Annotated in this window: 15 protein-coding genes and 3 pseudogenes; 8 read left to right on the forward strand and 10 right to left on the reverse strand. The window is 64.7% G+C overall.

Annotation, left to right across the window (positions count from 1 at the left end; translation table 11 throughout):
• Positions 1–88 precede the first annotated feature (88 nt).
• Positions 89–358 (reverse strand): annotated as a pseudogene (locus OVY01_RS17750) (FAD-dependent protein); the annotation flags it as partial.
• A 227-nt stretch (positions 359–585) separates the two neighbouring features.
• Positions 586–1,934: pseudogene (locus OVY01_RS17755) on the reverse strand (NAD(P)/FAD-dependent oxidoreductase); the annotation flags it as partial.
• A 249-nt stretch (positions 1,935–2,183) separates the two neighbouring features.
• On the opposite strand from OVY01_RS17755, the gene OVY01_RS17760 reads away from it, so the two are divergent.
• Complete coding sequence (locus tag OVY01_RS17760; protein WP_267848902.1) at positions 2,184–3,962, forward strand: DUF3300 domain-containing protein; 1,779 nt, start codon at positions 2,184–2,186, stop codon at positions 3,960–3,962.
• Between the two features lie 91 nt (positions 3,963–4,053).
• On the opposite strand, the gene OVY01_RS17765 is transcribed toward OVY01_RS17760, so the two are convergent.
• Positions 4,054–4,656: a DNA-3-methyladenine glycosylase gene (locus tag OVY01_RS17765; RefSeq protein ID WP_267848903.1), complete on the reverse strand. Its 603-nt coding sequence runs from the start codon at positions 4,654–4,656 to the stop codon at positions 4,054–4,056.
• 133 nt (positions 4,657–4,789) lie between these two features.
• Here OVY01_RS17765 and OVY01_RS17770 point away from each other — a divergent pair, with 133 nt between their 5' ends.
• The gene (locus OVY01_RS17770) at positions 4,790–5,395 is read left to right on the forward strand and encodes a cysteine peptidase family C39 domain-containing protein (protein WP_267848904.1); all 606 of its coding nucleotides are present in this window, start codon (positions 4,790–4,792) and stop codon (positions 5,393–5,395) included.
• Here OVY01_RS17770 and OVY01_RS17775 read toward each other — a convergent pair.
• Positions 5,395–5,718, reverse strand: a pseudogene (locus tag OVY01_RS17775) (GNAT family N-acetyltransferase); the annotation flags it as partial. The gene OVY01_RS17770 and the pseudogene OVY01_RS17775 overlap by 1 nt on opposite strands.
• 42 nt (positions 5,719–5,760) lie before the next feature.
• Here OVY01_RS17775 and OVY01_RS17780 point away from each other — a divergent pair.
• Entirely contained in the window at positions 5,761–6,462 is a 702-nt protein-coding gene (locus OVY01_RS17780) for a uracil-DNA glycosylase (protein WP_267848905.1), read from the forward strand.
• 31 nt (positions 6,463–6,493) lie between these two features.
• Here OVY01_RS17780 and OVY01_RS17785 read toward each other — a convergent pair whose 3' ends face one another.
• The 4 genes from OVY01_RS17785 to OVY01_RS17800 form a co-directional block, all read right to left on the reverse strand.
• On the reverse strand, positions 6,494–7,495 hold the full coding sequence (locus tag OVY01_RS17785) for a GDSL-type esterase/lipase family protein (RefSeq protein ID WP_267848906.1): 1,002 nt from the start codon (positions 7,493–7,495) through the stop codon (positions 6,494–6,496).
• Positions 7,496–7,894: 399 nt separating this feature from the next.
• Positions 7,895–9,028, reverse strand: coding sequence for a CapA family protein (locus OVY01_RS17790; protein ID WP_349293534.1), 1,134 nt, complete (start codon positions 9,026–9,028; stop codon positions 7,895–7,897).
• 20 nt (positions 9,029–9,048) lie between these two features.
• The gene (locus OVY01_RS17795) at positions 9,049–10,197 is read right to left on the reverse strand and encodes an MFS transporter (protein ID WP_267848907.1); all 1,149 of its coding nucleotides are present in this window, start codon (positions 10,195–10,197) and stop codon (positions 9,049–9,051) included.
• Positions 10,198–10,500: 303 nt separating this feature from the next.
• On the reverse strand, positions 10,501–10,809 hold the full coding sequence (locus OVY01_RS17800; RefSeq protein WP_267848908.1) for a hypothetical protein: 309 nt from the start codon (positions 10,807–10,809) through the stop codon (positions 10,501–10,503).
• A 332-nt stretch (positions 10,810–11,141) separates the two neighbouring features.
• Here OVY01_RS17800 and OVY01_RS17805 point away from each other — a divergent pair, with 332 nt between their 5' ends.
• On the forward strand, positions 11,142–13,370 hold the full coding sequence (locus OVY01_RS17805) for a hypothetical protein (RefSeq protein ID WP_267848909.1): 2,229 nt from the start codon (positions 11,142–11,144) through the stop codon (positions 13,368–13,370).
• Between the two features lie 171 nt (positions 13,371–13,541).
• Here OVY01_RS17805 and OVY01_RS17810 read toward each other — a convergent pair whose 3' ends face one another.
• Both OVY01_RS17810 and OVY01_RS17815 read right to left on the reverse strand, forming a co-directional pair.
• Positions 13,542–13,718 carry an alpha/beta hydrolase family protein gene (locus tag OVY01_RS17810; RefSeq protein ID WP_267848910.1) on the reverse strand — a complete coding sequence of 59 codons (177 nt, stop codon included), beginning with the start codon at positions 13,716–13,718 and terminating at the stop codon, positions 13,542–13,544.
• A 719-nt stretch (positions 13,719–14,437) separates the two neighbouring features.
• On the reverse strand, positions 14,438–15,343 hold the full coding sequence (locus OVY01_RS17815) for a LysR family transcriptional regulator (protein ID WP_267848911.1): 906 nt from the start codon (positions 15,341–15,343) through the stop codon (positions 14,438–14,440).
• 128 nt (positions 15,344–15,471) lie between these two features.
• On the opposite strand from OVY01_RS17815, the gene OVY01_RS17820 reads away from it, so the two are divergent.
• The 4 genes from OVY01_RS17820 (at position 15,472) to OVY01_RS17835 (ending at position 19,507) form a co-directional block, all read left to right on the forward strand.
• Positions 15,472–16,170: a CoA transferase subunit A gene (locus tag OVY01_RS17820; RefSeq protein ID WP_267848912.1), complete on the forward strand. Its 699-nt coding sequence runs from the start codon at positions 15,472–15,474 to the stop codon at positions 16,168–16,170.
• A gap of 39 nt (positions 16,171–16,209) precedes the next feature.
• Entirely contained in the window at positions 16,210–16,869 is a 660-nt protein-coding gene (locus OVY01_RS17825) for a 3-oxoacid CoA-transferase subunit B (RefSeq protein WP_267848913.1), read from the forward strand.
• A 63-nt stretch (positions 16,870–16,932) separates the two neighbouring features.
• Positions 16,933–18,120 (forward strand): acetyl-CoA C-acetyltransferase, encoded by a 1,188-nt coding sequence (locus tag OVY01_RS17830; RefSeq protein WP_267848914.1) that lies wholly within the window; start codon positions 16,933–16,935, stop codon positions 18,118–18,120.
• Between the two features lie 64 nt (positions 18,121–18,184).
• Positions 18,185–19,507: a TIGR00366 family protein gene (locus OVY01_RS17835; RefSeq protein WP_267848915.1), complete on the forward strand. Its 1,323-nt coding sequence runs from the start codon at positions 18,185–18,187 to the stop codon at positions 19,505–19,507.
• Positions 19,508–19,593 lie beyond the last annotated feature (86 nt).

Genomic DNA, 19,593 nt, shown 5'->3' on the forward strand with positions numbered 1-19,593 from the left:
CCTCGATCACGTAGTCCGGCAGGGCGGTGCTCAGGTCGGTCAGGTTCACCCCCGGCTTGTAGGACGGTTCGACCGCGCCCAGTGACGCGTAGTCCGGCAGGGCGGTGCTCAGGTCGGTCAGGTTCACCCCCGGCTTGTAGGACGGTTCGACCGCGCCCAGTGACGTCGACGCGCGCCCCGCGATGAAATCGCCGACCTTCTGCGCCGGCGCCCGGTAATCCCCGCCGCCCAGTTCGAACGCCCGTTCTTCCCAACGCCGCTGGAACGCGATGCCGGCGAGCGGGCCGCCGGGAAAGTCCTCCGGCGTGATGCCCACCACGATGCCCGCGTTCGCATTGCGCTCGTTGCGCGAGCAGGGAATCATACGCCTGTTGCCGCACGTCCCCGCGCCCCTGCCGTCCCGCCGGGCGTCACACCGCTTCGCCGAGGGCGAAGCGCATTGAGGCTGCCGCGTGGCGGGCAATTCCTGCCGCGCGGGAAGGGATAGGAAGCAGATGCGGCCATAGGGGGCCACGTGCCGAGGCGTCGTGCCACGCGTGGAGGAACGCGGGCATCGTGGTGGGCATCACGCCGGAGGACTATAGGGGGCCACGTGCCGAGGCGTCGTGCCACGCGTGGAGNGCCCAGTGACGTCGACGCGCGCCCCGCGATGAAATCGCCGACCTTCTGCGCCGGCGCCCGGTAATCCCCGCCGCCCAGTTCGAACGCCCGTTCTTCCCAACGCCGCTGGAACGCGATGCCGGCGAGCGGGCCGCCGGGAAAGTCCTCCGGCGTGATGCCCACCACGATGCCCGCGTTCGCATTGCGCTCGTTGCGCGAATACTGGCTCATCCCGTTCGTCACGACCCGGCCCGGTTCCGATGCCGCCGCCACCACCGTACCGCCCGGACACATGCAGAAGCTGTAGACCGCGCGGCCGTTGCTGCAATGATGGACCACCTTGTAATCGGCCGCGCCCAGCTGCTTGTGTCCGGCGAACGTGCCGAACTGGCTGCGGTCGATCAGCCCCTGCGGGTGCTCGATCCGGAAACCCAGCGAAAACGGCTTCGCCTCCATGAACACGCCCCGCGCGTGCAGCATCTCGAAGGTATCGCGCGCGCTGTGTCCGACGGCGAGCACTACGTGGTCGCAGGGCAGCGTCTCGCCATCGGACAACGCCAGCGCCTGCACCCTGCCATCCTCGATCAGGATGTCGTCGACCCGCGTCTCGAAGCGCACCTCGCCGCCCAGCTGGTGGATGGTCGCGTCGCGCGCATTTTCTCGACCATGCCGACCAGGCGGAAGGTGCCGATATGCGGGCGGCTCAGGTAGAGGATATCGTCGGGCGCCCCGGCCAGCACGAACTCCTCCAGCACCTTGCGGCCGTAGTGCTTCGGATCCTTGATCTGGCTGTACAGCTTGCCGTCCGAGAACGTCCCTGCGCCGCCCTCGCCGAACTGCACGTTCGACTCCGGATGCAGCACGTTCTTGCGCCACAGACCCCAGGTGTCCTTGGTCCGCTCGCGCACCGCCTTGCCGCGCTCCAGGATGATCGGCCGGAATCCCATCTGCGCGAGGATCAGGCCGGCGAACAGGCCGCACGGCCCCATGCCGATCACGACCGGGCGCGGAGGCCGGGCGACGGGGGCACTGCCGTGCGGGGGCAGCGGCGACGCCTGCGTCACGAATTGGTAGGCCATGTCCGGCGTGACCGACAAATGCGGCTGCCCGGCCAGGCGCGTGCGCGCCGCGGCCTCGTGCTTCACGTCGACGTCGACGATATAGGTCAGCTTGATGTCCGAGCGTTTGCGCGCATCGTGCGCGCGGCGAAACACCGTGTAGCGGAGAAGATCGGCGGGGGGCACGTGGATGTGCGCGAGACGGTCGTGAATCGCCGCTTCGAGCGCCGCGTCGGGGTGGTCGAGCGGCAGCTTGATTTCGCTTATACGGAGCATGGGAACCTGGTGGCGGTGGGCCGTCATATCGGCCAATGCGCGATTTTATCGCGTCGGCGGTGCGCGCGGGAGGAATGCCGCCGCAGGAACGGACCGACGTGGCGCGGCGCGCGAGGCTTTCGGCGGGCTTGGAAGCGCCTTTCACGTACAAACGGAGAGGTCTTTAACATCTTTTCCCTAGGCAGCGGCGGCGCGAGCGGATAAAAGAAAGCAGGCGGAATAACGAGAAACCCTCACGAGACGCACGACATGAAGCCGAATCGCACCAGACCGGAACGCCTGCTGATGGCGTCGTCATTGATCGTTGGAATGCTCGCCATGGCGGGATGCGGCAAGCAGGGCGACGCGCCGGCGGGCGGCGCATCGGGCCCGCAGCCGGTTTCCGGCGTTTCTGCCGCTCCTGCGGCTCCCGCTGCGTACGTACCGCCCACCGCTGATCGGCTCTACCAGATGGTGGCGCCCATCGCGCTGTTTCCGGACAAGCTGATTGCCCAGGTGCTGGCCGGCGCCACCTACCCCGGCCAGATCACCGACGCCGACGCATGGCTGGTGCGCAACCCGTCGCTGCAGGGCGACGCCTTGCAACAGGCCGCCAACGCGCAGCCCTGGGACGTCGGCGTCAAATCGCTGACCGCGTTCCCGGCCGTGCTCGATCAGATGACGAAAAACCTTGCCTGGACGACGGTGCTGGGCGAGGCCTACGTCAACGACCCGGCGGACGTGATGAACGCGATCCAGGTGATGCGGCAACGCGCGCGGCAGTCCGGCAATCTCAAGACGTCGGCCCGGCTGCGCGTCGACGTCGCGCAACGTGCGGTGCCCGCCGCCGGTGCCGGCGCATGGCGCGTCCCGCCGCCGCCGGAGACGATCGAGATCGTGCCCGCGCAGCCGGACGTGGTCTACGTGCCTGCCTATGACCCGGCGGTAGCGTATGGCGAACCCGTCGCGCGCTATCCCGGCTACGTCTACCGGGAGCCGCGCCACGACACCGGCGAATGGGTCAGCGCCGGCGTGCTGACCTTCGGCGCGGGGGTCGCGATAGGGGCGGCGCTTCAGCATCGTGACGGGTGGGGGTGGCATGCATGGGGAATGAACTGGGGCGGTCCGGCGTCCGGCGGTCCGGCGCCTGGCGGTTTCCCGGGGCCGAACGGTGGTCCCGGTGGTCCCGGTGGTCCTGGTGGGCGGGGCGGCTCACCCGACTGGCGTCCGCCGGCGGTCGTCTATCACAACACGACGTATGTCTCGCGTTCGAGCACGGTCGTCCATCAGATCGTCAACCAGTACGGTCCTGTCACTCCCGGCAACAACGGCAATCGCGGCCGTGGCGACGCGGCACAGGCACCTGCTGCCGGCGCCGCGCCGACGTCGCCCGGCAACCCCGGCAACCCCGGCAACCCCGGCGGGCGGCCCGCCGGTGCCGCCGGCCCGGGCGCGACGGCCAATCCGATGGCCGGCCAGAGGGCCAACCCGATGGTCGGCATGACGGTCCCGCGTTTCAATGCACACGACGCGTCTGCCGGCGCGCGCGCTCCCGCCGCGGCCGGGTTCCCCGCACCGGTCAGGTCCACGCCGGGTGGCGCGACACCGGCGACGGTGCCAGGGCAGGCTGCACCGGGTCGGCCAATGCGGTCCTTGCCCACGCAACCGGCGACGCCGAGCCGCTTCGGACCCATCGCGCGCCCCGTCGTCCCGGCGCCGGTCGCCCCCAACGCCCCCGCGCATCCGGTCATGCCCGGGCGGCCGGCCGGGCCGGTACAGCCCGCCGCGCCGGCCCGGCCGCATACGCAGCCGGCGCCGCCCCATGCGCCGGAGCGCAATGTCGCCGATGCTCATGCCCCGCTGGCGCATCCTCCCACGCATGCGGCCGCGCCGGAGCGTGCAGCCCCACCAGCGCACGTCGCCGCACCCGCGCATGCGGCGGCCCACGAGGCCGCACACGTCACCCCGCCTCCGGCGGCAAGGGAAGTCCCGCATCCCCACGAGGAAGCCCATCCGCCACATCGGAAAGACGAGCCCCATCCCGGCTGAGCGGGCCGGTCGCCGCGGTATCGGGCAACATGGCGTCACTGCATGGCCCGGCGCCCCCTGCAACGCAGGCTCCGCAGCGCCACGGCGCCACTTACCGGAAGGGTCGGCTCAGGAACCGCGAGCCGGCCAGCCCGAAGCGCCAGGGCACGTCCGCGGCGCGCGTGATGCCGATGCGCGGGCCCACCAGCACCAGGGCCTCGGGCATGTCGGTCCCGGCAGCCGTCACCGCAAAGGGCGGCGCATCGAGCGCCAGACCGTTCAACGCATGCGTGATGCCCAATGCCTGCCCCAGCCGCCCCGGGCCCGAACACAGCAGACGTGGGTCGTCCATTCCGCGCCGCGCCGCCATCCGTTCCAGGCCCGCGAGTGGTTCCAGCGCGCGGATCAGCACCCCAGCCCCGTGTTCCGCCTCGCGGCACACGAAATTCAGACACCAATGGATGCCGTAGGAGCGGTACACGTAAGCATGCCCGGGCGGCCCGAACATCGCGGCATTGCGCGGGGTCGGCCCCGAGAAGCTGTGCGACGCGGGGTCCTCGCGATCGTAGGCTTCGGTTTCGACGATCCGTCCGCCCACGCCGTCGACGTAAAGCGTCGCGCCGATCAACGCGCGTGCCACCACGTCCGCGGCCGCCGAGAAATCGACGTGCCGCGCGACAGTGCGCGGTGTGTCCTGAGTCGTGCCTGAATTCATCGCGTCCTTCATCGTTCATAGGGAAACGTCCCGATGAGTTTAGGCGATCCGAACGTTATCATCAGAGACCCGTGCCCCATTGGCACAAACAATTTCCCACAGGCGGCTCCCGGGCCGACAGAAAAAAGTCGCTATGCAGAAACAGGTGCCGTACGTCAGTCAGTGGGCCGACCCCGCCTTCAATGAACGCATTGCTGCCGGCATGGACCCCTGCGAGGATCCCTCCTGGACGAACACCGGATTCACCGACCCCGACGACTACCGCTTCTGGGCGCGTCGCATCTGCGGCCTCGCATGTTTCCAGGCGATTCTCGGCTACTACGGGATCCCCGCGCTTTCGAACAAAGCGCTGCTCGCGCGTGCGCTCGAAGAGAATGCCTATCGCCTGCGCGAGGACGGCGGCGTCGACGGCCTGATCTACGACCCCTTTCTCGCGTTCGTCACGAAGGATTTTCCGCTCAAGGGGCAAGTGCTGCGGCACTGCGACGTTCAGCAGATCGAGAGCGTCCTGCCCGAGGATGGTTTCCTGATCTGGTCGGTCAGCACCGAGATACGGCGCCCCGAGAAAAAGAACATCCGCGACGCCGGGCATCTCATCCTCATCCATGCCGCCGACCGCAACGGCTGCCGCTTCCACAACCCCTCCGGCGTGGCTCCCGAGCAGGCGGACGTCGCCATGTCCTACGACGTGCTGGAGCGGTTTTCCAGCAAGCGCGGCATGGTGATCGAACGCCGCTAACCCCGACGCCGGGCCCGGCGATGCACCAGCATTTTCGCGACATCGGCCCGATGGGGCTGGTTGTCGGGTTGCGCGAGCACCAGTTGCACGGTCCCGACGATGTCGCCCTCGCTGTCTTCCGCGATCAGCAGCGCCCGTTCGCCCCGCGCGACGCTCGCCGCGACGCCGCGCCAGAACGCCTCGGCTTTGTCCCGCGCCAGCGGCAGCATGAAGCCGACTGACGCGCCGCCCTCGACGCAGTCGATCAACACGTCGACGAGTGCCGGCACATCGCGTTCGGCTTCGCTGGCGGTAAGACGTCGCACGTTCGCGCTTGCCATCATGTCGTTTTCCTTTGTATGTGTCGCGTCAGTGTAAGGAAAAAAATGTCGGAAATGTCGATTGAGGGCGGGCATGAGGAAGTCAATGGAACCGGCGAGGACGCAACCGGATCGACGAAAAAATCGCCGATGACCGATGCGCTAGCGGATCCCGCCGCCCGTTCGCGCAGGGCGCGCCGGCTGACGGCGCCGCACATGACGCGTCTGACCGGCTATGCGGAAGCGCTCGCGCGGCGCACACAACGCGCGGTGCCGTACTTCGATCCGCTCGACGGCGGCTGCAACGCGCGCGTAATGATCCTGCTGCAGTCGCCCGCGCGATTCGACGGCCGGCCCCGTTTCGTCTCGCGGGACAACCCGGTGCCGGCGCAGCGCAATCTCAAGCGCTTTCTGGAAGCGGCGGAATTGGCGCGGCAATCGACGGTGCTGTGGAATGTGGTCCCCTGGCTGGCCGCGCCGTCGGACGGATCCTCACCCGGCCTGCGTTCCGCCGAGCTGGCGCGGGGGATCGCGGAGCTGCCGTCCCTGCTGGCGTTGTTCGACCAGCTGCGGGTCGTCGTGCTCGCCGGGCGGATCGCGCAGCGCGGCGCGTCCGTCGTCCGCGCCGCGCTGCCCGGCTGCGCGATCCTGAACATGAGCCATCCCAGCCCGCTGGCGGTGTGCGCGAGCCCCGCTGTCGCGCTCGGGATCGTCGGTACGCTGGAGGAGGCGAAGCGGTTGTCGCGGGAGCGTTGCGTCGGCGCGTGAATCGCACGACGCTCCCTGGTTCCTCTCGCCCTTAAAAAAGCGACAGGGGAACGGTTGCCGCCATCACCCCATAGCCACTGGCATTGGGATGAATATCGTCTCCCGAATCGTAGGCGGGCAGCAGATAGCTCGTGTTCGACGGGTCGGCCAACGCCGTCGCGAAGTCGATCGTGCCGTCGCTTGCCGGCGGCTGGACGGTCGTGCCGTTGACCGACGATGGCTGCGTGGACGTTTGCCACGTATTGAGCAAAAAGCGCTGCGCTTCCTCGCCGCTTCCCTGCGCGAAGCGCGTACCGAAACCGCTCGGATTCTGCGCCCCGCAAAATGTTGACGGTGCCGTGATCCCTTCGATTATCCTGAGTCCGGCCGTGTGCGCCTGCGCGATCAGATTTTGTTTCCCGTCGATCAGGCTGGCCGCCGTGATGCAGTCCGTACGCAGATCGTTCGCGCCGAGGTAGTCGATGACGCTCGTGACCCCGGGCAGGGCCGCCACATCCCGTACGAACCGATTCACCCCGGCCGTCGCGCCCGTCCCCAGCACCGTGGTGCCATAAATACCCACGTTCGCCACGGCAATGTCATCGTGGCCGGCCGCGTGCAGCGCTGCCGCAAGCTGTTCGGGATAGGTCATGTGTTGATCCCGCCCGGATTGATAGCCATCCGTCGTCGAACTGCCGAACGCCGCGATCGTCTCCTTGTAGTCGCCGAGGACATCCACGCGATCCAGGAGAAACGTGTTGAATGTCGTGTACTTGAAGGCAGTGCCGGCCACGTCCTGCGTTTGATCGCCGGCGCCCGCCGCCGTCACGTAATTCGTCACCACGTTGACGCCCTGCGCGTGGGCGGTGAGACTCGCCCAGGAGCCCGAGACGTACTCGGTCACGCTCAGAATGTCGCCGTAGGCGAAGGTCAGGTTCACGTTGTCCGACGTCGCGAAGCCTCCCGCAGCGATCGTGACGGAGGCCGCGCCGCCGAAGGTCACGCCCGTGTCGCCGGTGACGCCGGCACCGGTGGTCTGCCTGCCGATATGCACGGCACCGATCGTGATGGGGGCCGTTCCGAAAAAATTGGAAAAGTGCAGACGGACGACGCCACGGCTCCCCACCGTAGGCTTCACGATTTCGCGAATGGTCAATTCGGATTGCGCGCCCCCGGTCGCTTCGCTGGGCGCATCGGCCCATGCGGCAACCCATTGCGACGCAGCGCTCGTGACGGGCGTGCTGCTTGCCGTGGTTCGCGTCCCACTGCCCCCGCCGCTCCCGCCACATCCAAAAAGTAGGGCGCACACCGGTAAAAATCCGAGAATGCCGACGCTGGATTTCATGATTGAAAGGTTTTTATGATGGAGGAGTCGTTCGGGTACCGCGACGTTTTGCACAAAGGCCATGTCGATCATAAGCCAAACGATAATGACGCATCGCCTTGCGCACCGTCAGTCGATCGTCACGATGCCTTCGTGCGAAAGAAGCGAGACAGACGTGCCGAAAGCGGCGCAGCGCGCGCCGATGCGCGCGAGAATGGCGTCGGCCTGACTGGGCGAGGCGAGCGTCGGCAGGCCGCGATCCCCGGCTTCGACGCTACCGTCGCATGCCACTTCGTTGAGCACGACGGGAATGAGCCGCACGTGCTCGCACCATCGGTTTTTGAAAGCGCACAATGCCATCACGCCTTCCCATGTTCCCTCCTCGTAGGCGCCCACCGGTTTGGCCACCTGAAACATGAAATTGCCCAACCCGAAAAACAGGGGTGCCGCGCGGTAGATCTCGATGCCCTGTAATACCGGAACGCCGTGACCGGCAAAAACCGCGGCACCCGCATCGATGCATTGGTGTGCGAAGTCACGCTGCCAATCCGGAACCGCCTCGTGGCCAGGCCCTCGATCGTGATTATGGTGACAGGCGATCACGACATCCGCCCGCTTCGCGGCCGCGCGAATGGCGCACAGGATCCGTTGCCGATCTTCCTCGTGGGGGCGGCCATCGGCGTGCCGCCGCAGTTCGTTGACGCCGATATGGTCCGGGCCTGCCGCGGCACCCGGTCTGAGCATGCCGGTCGCGAAGGCAACGACGGCCGTCTGCCTGCCCGATGTCGCAACGTAGGCCGGCGCGGCGGCCACGCTCAGTTTCTCGCCGGTCCCCGCCGTGGGGATGCCGGCACGACGCAGCGCTTCCAGGGTATTGCGAATGCCGTCGCTGCCCAGGTCGAACGCATGGTTGTTGGCCGTGCCGAGCAGATTGACGTGCAGGGCGGACAACGTGCGTAGCGCCGACGCCTTGGCGGCGTGCAGTGTCAGCAATGCGCGCGTCGGTGTTCCGGGGCGAGGGCCGTCGACGACGGACTCCAGATTGGCGAACACCACGTCGGCGTCGGCGAGTCGTGCCTGCAGCGCCGGGCGACCGGGCCATGTCACCTCATCGACTGCGCGCCTGATGACAATTTGCCCGAGCAGGGCGATGTGCGTCGTACCGTTTTCCTGAGCGGACGAACAGGCTTGCAACGATGCGCATAGGGGCGTCGATCCCACACCCCAGGCCATCGCATCGACGAGAAACCGGCGCCGGTTCATGCGTCTGGCAGGCAACCGGATCACAGGCCGCAATCCGACCCGGCCCGACGCGAGACGAACAGTCCCACGCCGACCACGGCGATCCCGGCGCTGGCGATCAGCATCCACTGCGTGGCGTCGCACCGTGAGCCCAGCAGGGTCTCCGCGCCGCCCGTTGCCAACATCCCCAATGAATACACGCTGTTGGACAAACCATAGGCCGACAATGCAGACGTGTTTCCCATGGCACACGCGAGTTGCCCCACCTGGGCGGACATCGGGTAAAACATGAGCTGATAGGCGATCTGTGCCGACAGCAGCGCCGCGAGGCTGATGCCCCATTCCTCGCTGAACGCCAGTACGACGAGCGCCCCGCTCATGAGAGCCGCGCCGATGCCCGCGGCGGCATGCTCGGACGTCCGCTGGACGAGGGCGACCACGGCAGGCGTGAGCGCGATGGCGATCAGGCTCGACACCGTGAACAGCGTACCCACATCCTGCAGTGACTGCGCCGCGCGGTGACCGTGACGCAATGGCAGCAGCGACTCGATCAGACTCCAGGAGGCCGATGCCGTGGCAATTACCAGGAGCGCGAGCGGCATTCCCCTGCGCATGGCGGGTTTGTGCACGACGCGTTCGCGTGGGCGGGGATCCGATCGCGTGGTATCGTTCCGTCCTTTGCAGATACCGCAGAAGATCACACCGATCGACAGGAAGCACGCCATGATGAGCGGCGGCGCGGCGGCAGAAAACTGTTCCTGCGCCCATGCGCCCAGCATCGGGCCCAGCGCATATCCCGCGGCGCCCACGGCGCCCGCTCCTGCAATTGCCGCGGTGCCGCGTCCCGGATGCCGCGACGACAGGAAGGCGAATGCAGCGGACCACGTGCCGGCCGTAGCGACCCCCTGCAGCACGCGCCCGGCGGCAAAAAGCAGCGCGTCGTCCGCGGCCGTCAGCAGCGCCAGGGCGACGCACTTGAGAATCGCCGCGGCGAACATCACCCGCCAGTAGGTCAATCGACCCCGACATAGCGAAAAAACGAGAGGGAACAGCAGGATGCCGGCGCTGTAACTCGATACCACCCATCCGGCCTGGCCGCTGTCCCGGGCGGCGGGAAAGTAGGCGGGAATCAACGGCACCCACATGCCGTAAAACAGATAGTCGATGAACATGGCGAGATAGCACGACACGAGAAAGCCCCGCCGACCCCTCCCGCTTTCCGTTTGAATAGGTATCCTGTCCAATTGTCCCCCTCGGCCAGGCCTGATTCGGCCATGAGAGAAGGGTAGGCGGCAACGATGGCCTGGGTCGACACGTGTTTCGTCGAGCGGCACGCGCTTGCGCATCCTCGCGTTGCGCAATTGCTGTGCCCGTTTCCTCCAAGGGGGAAAGTGGGCCGGCGCGACAACGGGCTTCACCGTTTTACGATGCCTGGGACGCCCAGACAATGCCGCACGCAAAATCCGGAGGGGTCTTGTTTCCTCTGGGATTTATCATGCAGATTTCTCTGCAAGGGCCATGAACTTGGCTCTGCCGACTCTCTTCCGGTCACGCTTGATTTTTATTCCACGCGCACCATTGATCTCTTTCGCAGCACCATTAAACTGCCGCTGAAAAAATAGGACTCCCTTTAAAAAGGTAATTTTGACACACAAAAAATTTTTATCATTCAGAAAAAACCGACGTTTTTTCTTTTCGACAAAAGTTTTTTCGAATACTATCCGGACATTCTTTGCAACGAAGATTGCATTCGATCCGAGCCGGCAGGGAATTTTGTTGTTAAAAGTCAACAAGGCCTTCACCGACATCCTCTTTTCGCAATTTTTCGGTAAATGGTACCGTTTTGCCCATTGTCTGGAGAGCCAACGGGTAAAGACCGCGTTGTTCCGCTTTGCCCCGAAACATCCGAGTTCCAATCCTAGAAACGAGTCCTCGCGCTTAGCGCTGTGTTGCCTCGGGTATATCCCCGAAGCAGGCCTTTTCGTGAAAACCTTCGCGGTGGAAACGCCTACAGAATTTTCATGAAAGCGTCATAAAGCGCCGGAGTCCAAATCATTCGCGAAGCAGAAACCGCGGTCAATTTTTAGAGAGCGTAATAATCATGAGGCGTGTTCCCCGGCATTCCCTCCGCACGATGCTATCCGTTCTTCCCCTCGCGGCACTTCTCGCGGGCTGCGGCGGAGATGACAGCGACAGCAGCTACACCAATACGACCGTGGCGCAAGCCGCAGTAAGAGTCGCCGGGCTGGATCAAGCCGACATGGCAAGTTACGCTGCCAAGGTGGCCACGCTGGGCAATATGGGTCCCACCAACCCGCTCACGCCGGTCTCCACCACCACCGCGCTGCCGCTGGAAGTTCTCGGCACCGCTGGCTCGATCGTTACCGTCCAGTTGCCCGTCCCGACCGGCAGCACGGCGACGAAGCTGTGGATGCGGGTCAACAACCTGTCGTACGACGGCAAGGGTTCCGTGCAAATCAACGACGGCCCCTGGATCACCCTGACCAACGCGACGGTCGCGATTCAGGGTTCGGGCAAATACTACGGCGGCATCGGCGGCGGGTTCGATACGCTGAAGTTGACCGTGCCCATCACCGGTGGCGTCGACGGTGTCAACACAATTCGTTTTCGTTTCAACCAGACCGACGGTATATCGTCGGGCTATCGCGTACTGGGGTTCAACCTGCTGGATGGCAATGGGACCTATCTGGCGGCATCGACCGCCTTCAAAATCGACGATCCCGCCACGTGGGTCGGATTGGAGACGGACACGGCCAATATCGCCGCGGGCCTCAAGTTGTGGCAGACCGCGACGCTGCAAAATTCGGCGTTGACCACGTCGACGATCCAGGCGCATTGCATGGACTGTCATAGCGCCAATGGCTCCGATCTGCAGCGCTTCAATTATTCGAACTATTCCATCGTGACACGCGCCGTGTTCCATGGCCTGACCGATGCGCAAGGCGTACAGATCGCCAGCTACATCCGCAGCCTCAGCGCGACGCTGGGCGTGCCGGGGTCGAATTGCCGCCCGTGGAATCCGCCGTACCAGCCGGGCCCGGGACTTGATTCGTCTGACGTCAAGAACTGGACGTGCGGCGCGGGGCTGGACGCGGTGAGCGATAGAGATGCCGACACGCTCAAATCAATTTTCCCGAATGGCATCACCAAAACGGCCATCGCCCCCTCAGGTCACCTGAACGCCCGCGAAATTCCGATCTCCCTGCAATTGCCCGACTGGAACCATTGGTTGCCGCGCATCCATCCGAAAGACGCATGGGGCAGCTACTTCACCAATTCAAATCTGAACAAAACATACAACGGCGAAGGCGGGGGCAGCGCCACCTACAATCTGCGGGCGAATCTGACCACTGGCGGCGCCAACTACGCACAGGAAAAAACGGGCGACTTCTTCAACGATCTGTACTATTGGGGCGTGGAGTACGGCGAAAGGTTCACTCCGCCCAACATGGGCGTTGCTGGTCTCTATACCCTTGCGCAGCAGGAAAAAATCTACGGCACGGTGCAGTGGCAGCTCGTCAAATCGTGGGAGCTGGCGCAAGACTTCAATCTGGAAACCAACTGCCCGATCGCCTGGACGCAGAAAGGGGCGCCAGCGTCGAAACTGGAAGCGCGTGGCTGGTGCGGCACGTGGCGCTTCCTTTTCAACGTATCGCCGCACGCGCTTGATTTCCCGCCTCTCAACAGCATGTTCGGCAGTCCCGTCGCACATTATGTGAAAGCGAACCAGTGGTATGAAATGCAGCTTTTGCTCAACCCGGGTAATGGTGTGCACGACGTTCACTTGCCGATGGACTGGCAATACGTGTACGGCGTAATCGATAATCTGTCGGGGGCGTCGGGACGGGTCGAGCCGGCACGCAACCTGTTGTTCGTCGTGAAGGGCGCGCAGGAAATGGACAACGGCGTGGGTGTCGCGGACGTCAACAAGGGATGGACGACCCGCGACACCAGCCCGCTCGATGTCTGGAAATACGGTCAGAGCGGCATCTGGAAGGGTACGTCCAGCGCGACGGAACTGGCGGTCGTCAATGCCTACCTGTCGAACTGGGTGGACGTCTCGACCTCCTTCGATCTGAATGTCTGGCAACGGCTTGGGGTAAACCCCGCGGTAGGAGAAGCAGGCTGCATGTGGAGCATACGTTCTTTGTGCTGGAGCGATTATGTCCCGGGTACTTACATCGGCTTGTATGCCACCACGAGCGCGAACTTCCCGAGTTGGGCCTACACGCAAATACCGCAGATGCGCCAGGACGGTGTGGACGGCACGCAGTTGAACCGCTTCGCTACCTGGTTGAATGCGGCTTATCCCAGGGGTGGGTTCCAGGCGCTGGTGCAATGAACGTCGGGCCATGCATTGACGATGCGATGTGCGTGCATCGTCGACGCATGGCCTGAGTTCCAGCAAGCAGTCCGACCAGTGGTCACAAGTAGGCTTATCACTGGCCGAACGCGCCGCCGAGAAGTTTCGCTAATTCCTCGGTTGTCTGCCGGCAGCGCGCAGAATGCGTCGTCATCTGAATAAAACCGTGCGAAAGGTCGGCATGGTGCGCATGTAGGTCAGTGTGTTGCCATCGGCGGCGAGTTTCTTCGCATAGGCGTGACCGACATCGCAGAGCATATCGAAGTCGCAGGTCCCCTCCAGCGCCGGCGGCAAATCCGCATGGCTGAGCGCATTCAGCGGTGTCACTTAGGGCTGACTGTAATCCACGCCCTGCGGCGAAAGCGACCACACGAAAAGCAAAACCCGGCCATATCGACATAGCCGCCCGTGCGATTTTCCACGCCCGCGGGCGTGTCGAACACCATACAGATAAATCAACGCGCTACCTTGACCAGGCCCTGGCGTCGAGGGGTACTACACGCGTATTGGTCGTGCCGGTGCTGAATGAAAATCATCTTTCTTGAAAATTTTTCCATAAAATATTAAGTAAAACTATATAAATGCATGATTTTTGGGCTTTGGTTTTTTTGGATATGCAGTCGTTTTACTTGCTTAGCCATGCGCTTGCTTGTACCTTATTCGGGATAGCCGGCCTTGGGAGCGCCTTGGTCGCCAGTCCGGTCCTTGCCTTTTATGTACCGGTCGGATGTCACGCGAGCAGTTCCTGAAGACCCTCAACATCGTGCCGCCGGGGTCCGGAATCATGCTGGTTGCCCGGTATTTTTCCAGCATGTCACTGTAGGCCAACAAGCGTGGGGGAGATCGCTCGCACGCATTTTTTCGACGACGAAGATCTGGGTCGCCAGGACGCGCCCATCGCGAAACACATCGAAGCGATACTCCGCTTTCATCGCCCGGCCATATTCATCGCCACGCCAAATAAAAGATAAATCGCGAATATTTTCGGTCCATACACCGCGCGATGCCGCCGGCGATGATTGCGCGACCGGCGAAGCCGCACGCCGTCATTCGTGACGGCTATCCGACGAACCCGACGCATGCTCCAGCAGGATCGTCCGCAGCGCCTGCGTGGCCGCCGACAACGCGTGATCCTTCCGATGCATCACGCCAATCCTGCGCTGGATCACCGGATTCGTCAGCGGCACGCAGCGTGCGCCCAGCTCCTGCATTTGCGCCACGCAGAGGGTCGGCACCGCGCTCACGCCCAGGCCCGCCGCAACCATCCGGCCGACGGTGACCAGTTGATGGCACTCCAACGTCACCGACAAGCCATGACCCGCGCTTGCCAGGCGCTCCTCGATCAACGCCCGCATGGACGAGGGACGTTGCAGGGTAATGAAATCGGTGTCGCGCAGTTGTGCCCACGTCACGCGCGTCTGGGTCGCCAACGGCGAGTCCGGCGGCAGGACCGCCACGAAACGTCCCGCCGACAACGGTGCGAAGTTCAGCGCGTCGTCGGCCGCCGGTTCGAAACCGATGCCCATCTCCACGCGGCGGTTGCGCACCATCTCCAGCATCGTTTCATTGACGACATCGTGCACCGTGATCGTCACGCGCGGGTAGCGGTCGTGAAACACCTTCAACGCCAGGGGCAACCGATTCGCCGCATAGGAAGGCATCGCGGCGATCGACACCTTGCCCAGTCGCAGCGTGAAATGCCGGTGCAGCAACTCCACCGCATTGTCCCAATCCGCGATGATGTGTCGCGCGAGCGGCAACAGGGTTTCCCCTTCTGGCGATAATGCGACATTTCTCGTACTTCGAACGAACAGCGCGCCGCCCAGCGACGTCTCCAGACCCTTGATCGCCAGGCTCAGGGCCGGTTGCGACAGGTTCAGCCTCTCGGCGGCCACGGCGAAGCTGAGACTGTCCGCGATGGCCAGAAAAGCGCGCAGTTGACGATTCGTCATTGATAACACTTTCAAATGAATCGCATTGTAAAACAAATTGGACAAATGATTGGAGATTGCCCAATGTGGCGAGAATCGCGCGGAAGCACCTCGTTTCCGCCGCCTGAAAAATTCGAAGAGGCAGACCGATGGCGGGACTCGACAAGCGGGTGGCGACCTATGAGGCGGCGCTCGAAGGATTGACCGACGGCATGACCGTCCTGTCCGGCGGCTTCGGCCTGTGCGGCGTCCCGGAAAATCTCATCGCGGAGATTCATCGGCGGAATGTCACCGGCCTGACGGTGGTTTCCAACAACTGCGGCGTCGACGGTTTCGGACTTGGCGTGCTGTTGGAGAAACGCCAGATCCGCAGGATGATCGCCTCGTACGTCGGTGAGAACGCCCTGTTCGAGCGGCAGTTGCTCGACGGCGAACTCGAGGTCGAACTGACGCCGCAAGGCACGCTCGCGGAGAAGATGCGCGCGGGCGGGGCGGGCATCCCGGCCTTCTACACCGCAACCGGCTATGGCACGCAGGTGGCCGAGGGCAAGGAATCACGGGCCTTCCACGGCCGTCAGTACATTCTCGAGGAAGCGATCACTGGCGATTTCGCCCTCGTCAAGGGATGGAAGGCCGACCGGTTCGGCAACGTCGTCTACCGGCATACCGCGCAGAACTTCAACCCCGTGGTGGCCATGGCGGGAAAGATCACGGTCGTGGAGGTGGAGGAGATCGTCGAGCCGGGGGAACTCGAACCCAGCCAGATCCACACACCCGGTATTTTCGTCGACCGGCTCATCCAGGGCCGTTTCGAAAAGCGTATCGAAAAGCGCACGTTGCGCGCGTGACCTCGCCGCCCCCCTGGACACCCGACCGAGAGATTCGAGATGGCACTTTCCCGTGAGCAAATGGCGCAACGCGTCGCGCTGGAATTGAAGGACGGCTACTACGTCAACCTGGGCATCGGCATCCCCACGCTGGTCGCGAACTACGTGCCCCAGGGCATCGATGTCATGCTGCAATCGGAAAACGGCTTGCTCGGCATGGGCGAATACCCCACCGCGGCGGAGGTGGATGCCGACATGATCAACGCCGGCAAGCAGACCGTCACCGCCCGGCGGGGCGCGTCGATCTTCGACTCGTCGCTGTCGTTCGCCATGATCCGCGGCGGGCACGTCGACCTGACCGTGCTCGGCGCCTTCGAGGTCGACGTATCGGGCAGCATCGCCTCGTGGATGATCCCCGGCAAGCTGGTCAAGGGCATGGGCGGCGCGATGGACCTGGTCGCCGGCGCGGAAAACATCATCGCCATCATGATGCACGCGGCGAAGGACGGCTCGTCCAAACTGCTGCCGCAATGCACCTTGCCCCTCACCGGCGTCGCGTGCATCCGCGAAGTGCTGACCGACCTCGCCTGGCTGACGATCGAAGACGGCAGTTTCCTATTGAAGGAGCGCGCCCCGGACGTCACGGTCGAAGAGATCGTCGCCAGGACGGCGGGCCGCCTGATCGTGCCGGACGACGTGCCCGTGATGCGGTTCGCGTAACGTCCGCCGCGTTCCCCCCCCTCATCGCCCTGGCGCACCGCGCGGGGCTCATCGGAAAACATCATGGAAGACGTCGTCATCGTCGCGGCCACGCGCACCCCCGTGGGCAGTTTCCAGGGCGCGCTGGCGCAGGTCCCCGCGGTCGAGCTGGGCGCGCGGGTGATTCTCGGCCTGCTCGACCGCACCGGACTCGACCCGGCGCGGGTCGACGAAGTCATCCTCGGCCAGGTACTGACGGCGGGTTGCGGACAAAACCCCGCCCGACAGGCCGCCATCCGCGCGGGCTTGCCGCATGCCGTGCCCGCCATGACGATCAACAAAGTCTGCGGCTCCGGACTCAAGGCGCTGCATCTCGCCGCGCAGGCGATTCGTTGCGGGGACGCGGACATCGTCATCGCCGGCGGCCAGGAGAGCATGAGCCTCGCGCCGTACGTGATGCCCGGCGTGCGCACCGGCCTGCGGATGGGACCCGCCCCCATGCTCGACAGCATGCTCACCGACGGCCTCTGGGACGCCTTCAACGACTACCACATGGGCATTACCGCCGAGAACGTCGCCCAGCGGTTCCAGATCAGCCGCGACGCGCAGGACGCGTTCGCGCTCGCTTCGCAGCAAAAGGCCCTGCACGCCATCGCCGAAGGACGCTTCGTCGACGAAATCACGCCTGTGATGGTCCCCCAGCGCAAGGGCGACCCGCACCACTTCGACACCGACGAACAACCGCGCGCGGCGACCACGCTCGACACGCTCGCGAAACTGAAACCCGCCTTCAAAAAAGACGGCAGCGTCACGGCCGGCAACGCGTCCAGCCTGAACGACGGCGCCGCCGCCGTGCTCATGATGAGCGCCACCCGGGCGCGCGCGTTGGGCCTGCCGGTGCTGGCGCGCATCGCCGCGTATGCGAACGCCGGCGTCGACCCCGCCGTCATGGGGATCGCGCCCGTCGCGGCCACGCAGCGTTGCCTCGCGAAGGCCGGCTGGGACCTCCACGACCTGGACCTGATCGAAGCGAACGAAGCCTTTGCCGCCCAGGCCCTGTCGGTCGGTCAGCAACTCGGCTGGGACGCCGCGAAGGTCAACGTCAACGGCGGCGCCATCGCGCTCGGCCATCCGATCGGCGCATCGGGGTGCCGGGTGCTCGTCACGCTGCTTTACGAGATGATCCGCCGCGACGCGCGCAAGGGTCTGGCGACGCTGTGCATCGGTGGCGGGCAGGGCGTCGCGCTGGCGATCGAACGCGGCGGCGTCTAGCGCGAAGCAGCGAGGACCGGTCCGGAAAGAGACCATCACGACATAAAAACGAAGGAGACACAGCATGATAAGAGGCATCGCGCGATTTTTCAGTCACATCGTTCACCGCTTTCTGCCGGACCCCTTGATCTTCGCGTTGCTGCTGACGGCCATCACGTTCGCGATGGCCTTCGGTCTCACGCCCAAGTCGCCCACCGAACTCGTCCTGATGTGGGGGGCGGGATTCTGGAACCTGCTGGCCTTCACCATGCAGATGGTGATGATCCTCGTCACCGGACACGCGCTCGCCACCTCCGACCCCGCCCGACGCGCCCTGACGGCGCTGGCCAGCATGGCCCGCACCCCCGCGCAGGGCACCATGCTCGTGGCGCTGCTCAGCGGCATCGCGTGCGCGATCAACTGGGGTTTCGGCCTGGTGCTGGGCGCCATGTTCGCGCGCGAGGTCGCGCGTCGCGTCGCGGGAACGGATTACCGCCTGCTGGTCGCCTCGGCATACATGGGGTTTCTGACCTGGCATGGCGGCTTCTCCGGATCGGTGCCGCTGGTGGCCGCCACCAAGGGCAACCCGATGGAGAAGACGATCGGCCTCATCCCCGTATCGCACACCCTCTTCACCGGCTACAACCTGTTCATCACCCTCGGCCTGATCGTCATGCTGCCGCTGCTGGCGCGCGCGATGATGCCCGCCCCGGACAAGGTCGTTTCCGTCGATCCCGCCCTGTTGATCGACGAGCCCACCGAACAGCGCGTGCTCGGGCCCGACGCCTCGTTCGCCGAACGCATCGAGGAAAGCCGCGTGCTCGCCACGCTCACCGCTCTGCTGATCGCGGCCTTCCTCGTCCTGCAATTCGCCACCAAAGGCTTCGCGCTCGACATCAACACGGTCAACATCGCGTTTCTGGCGCTGGGTATCCTGCTGCACAAAACGCCGATGGCCTATGCCCGCGCGATCGGCAAGGCGACCCGCGGCACCGCCGGCATCCTGATTCAGTTCCCTTTCTATGCCGGCATCCAGGCGGTGATGGACCACTCCGGACTGGGCGCCGTCATCACCCATTGGTTCATCGCCATCGCCAACGTCCATACCTTCGCGTTCCTGGCGTTTCTCAGCTCGGCCGTGATCAATTTCGCCGTGCCGTCGGGCGGAGGGCATTGGGTGGTGCAGGGGCCGATCGTGATGCCGGCGGCGCAGGCGCTCGGGGCGGATCTGGGCAAATCGGCGATGGCGATCGCGTATGGCGAGGCCTGGACGAACATGGCGCAGCCGTTCTGGGCCTTGCCCGCGCTGGCGATCGCGGGATTGGGGGTGCGCGACATCATGGGGTATTGCATTACGGCGTTGCTGTTTTCGGGGGTGATTTTTGTGGTGGGGATTGTGGTGTTTTGAGGGGGGGCAAAGTAAGTTTTTAACGGGTCCGGATCAAATGATGGTCAGGACCAGGGAGGGCAAAGCGCCATGAGGGTCGAGTCGGC

This window comes from Robbsia betulipollinis, assembly GCF_026624755.1.
Taxonomy (GTDB): Bacteria; Pseudomonadota; Gammaproteobacteria; order Burkholderiales; family Burkholderiaceae; genus Robbsia; species Robbsia betulipollinis.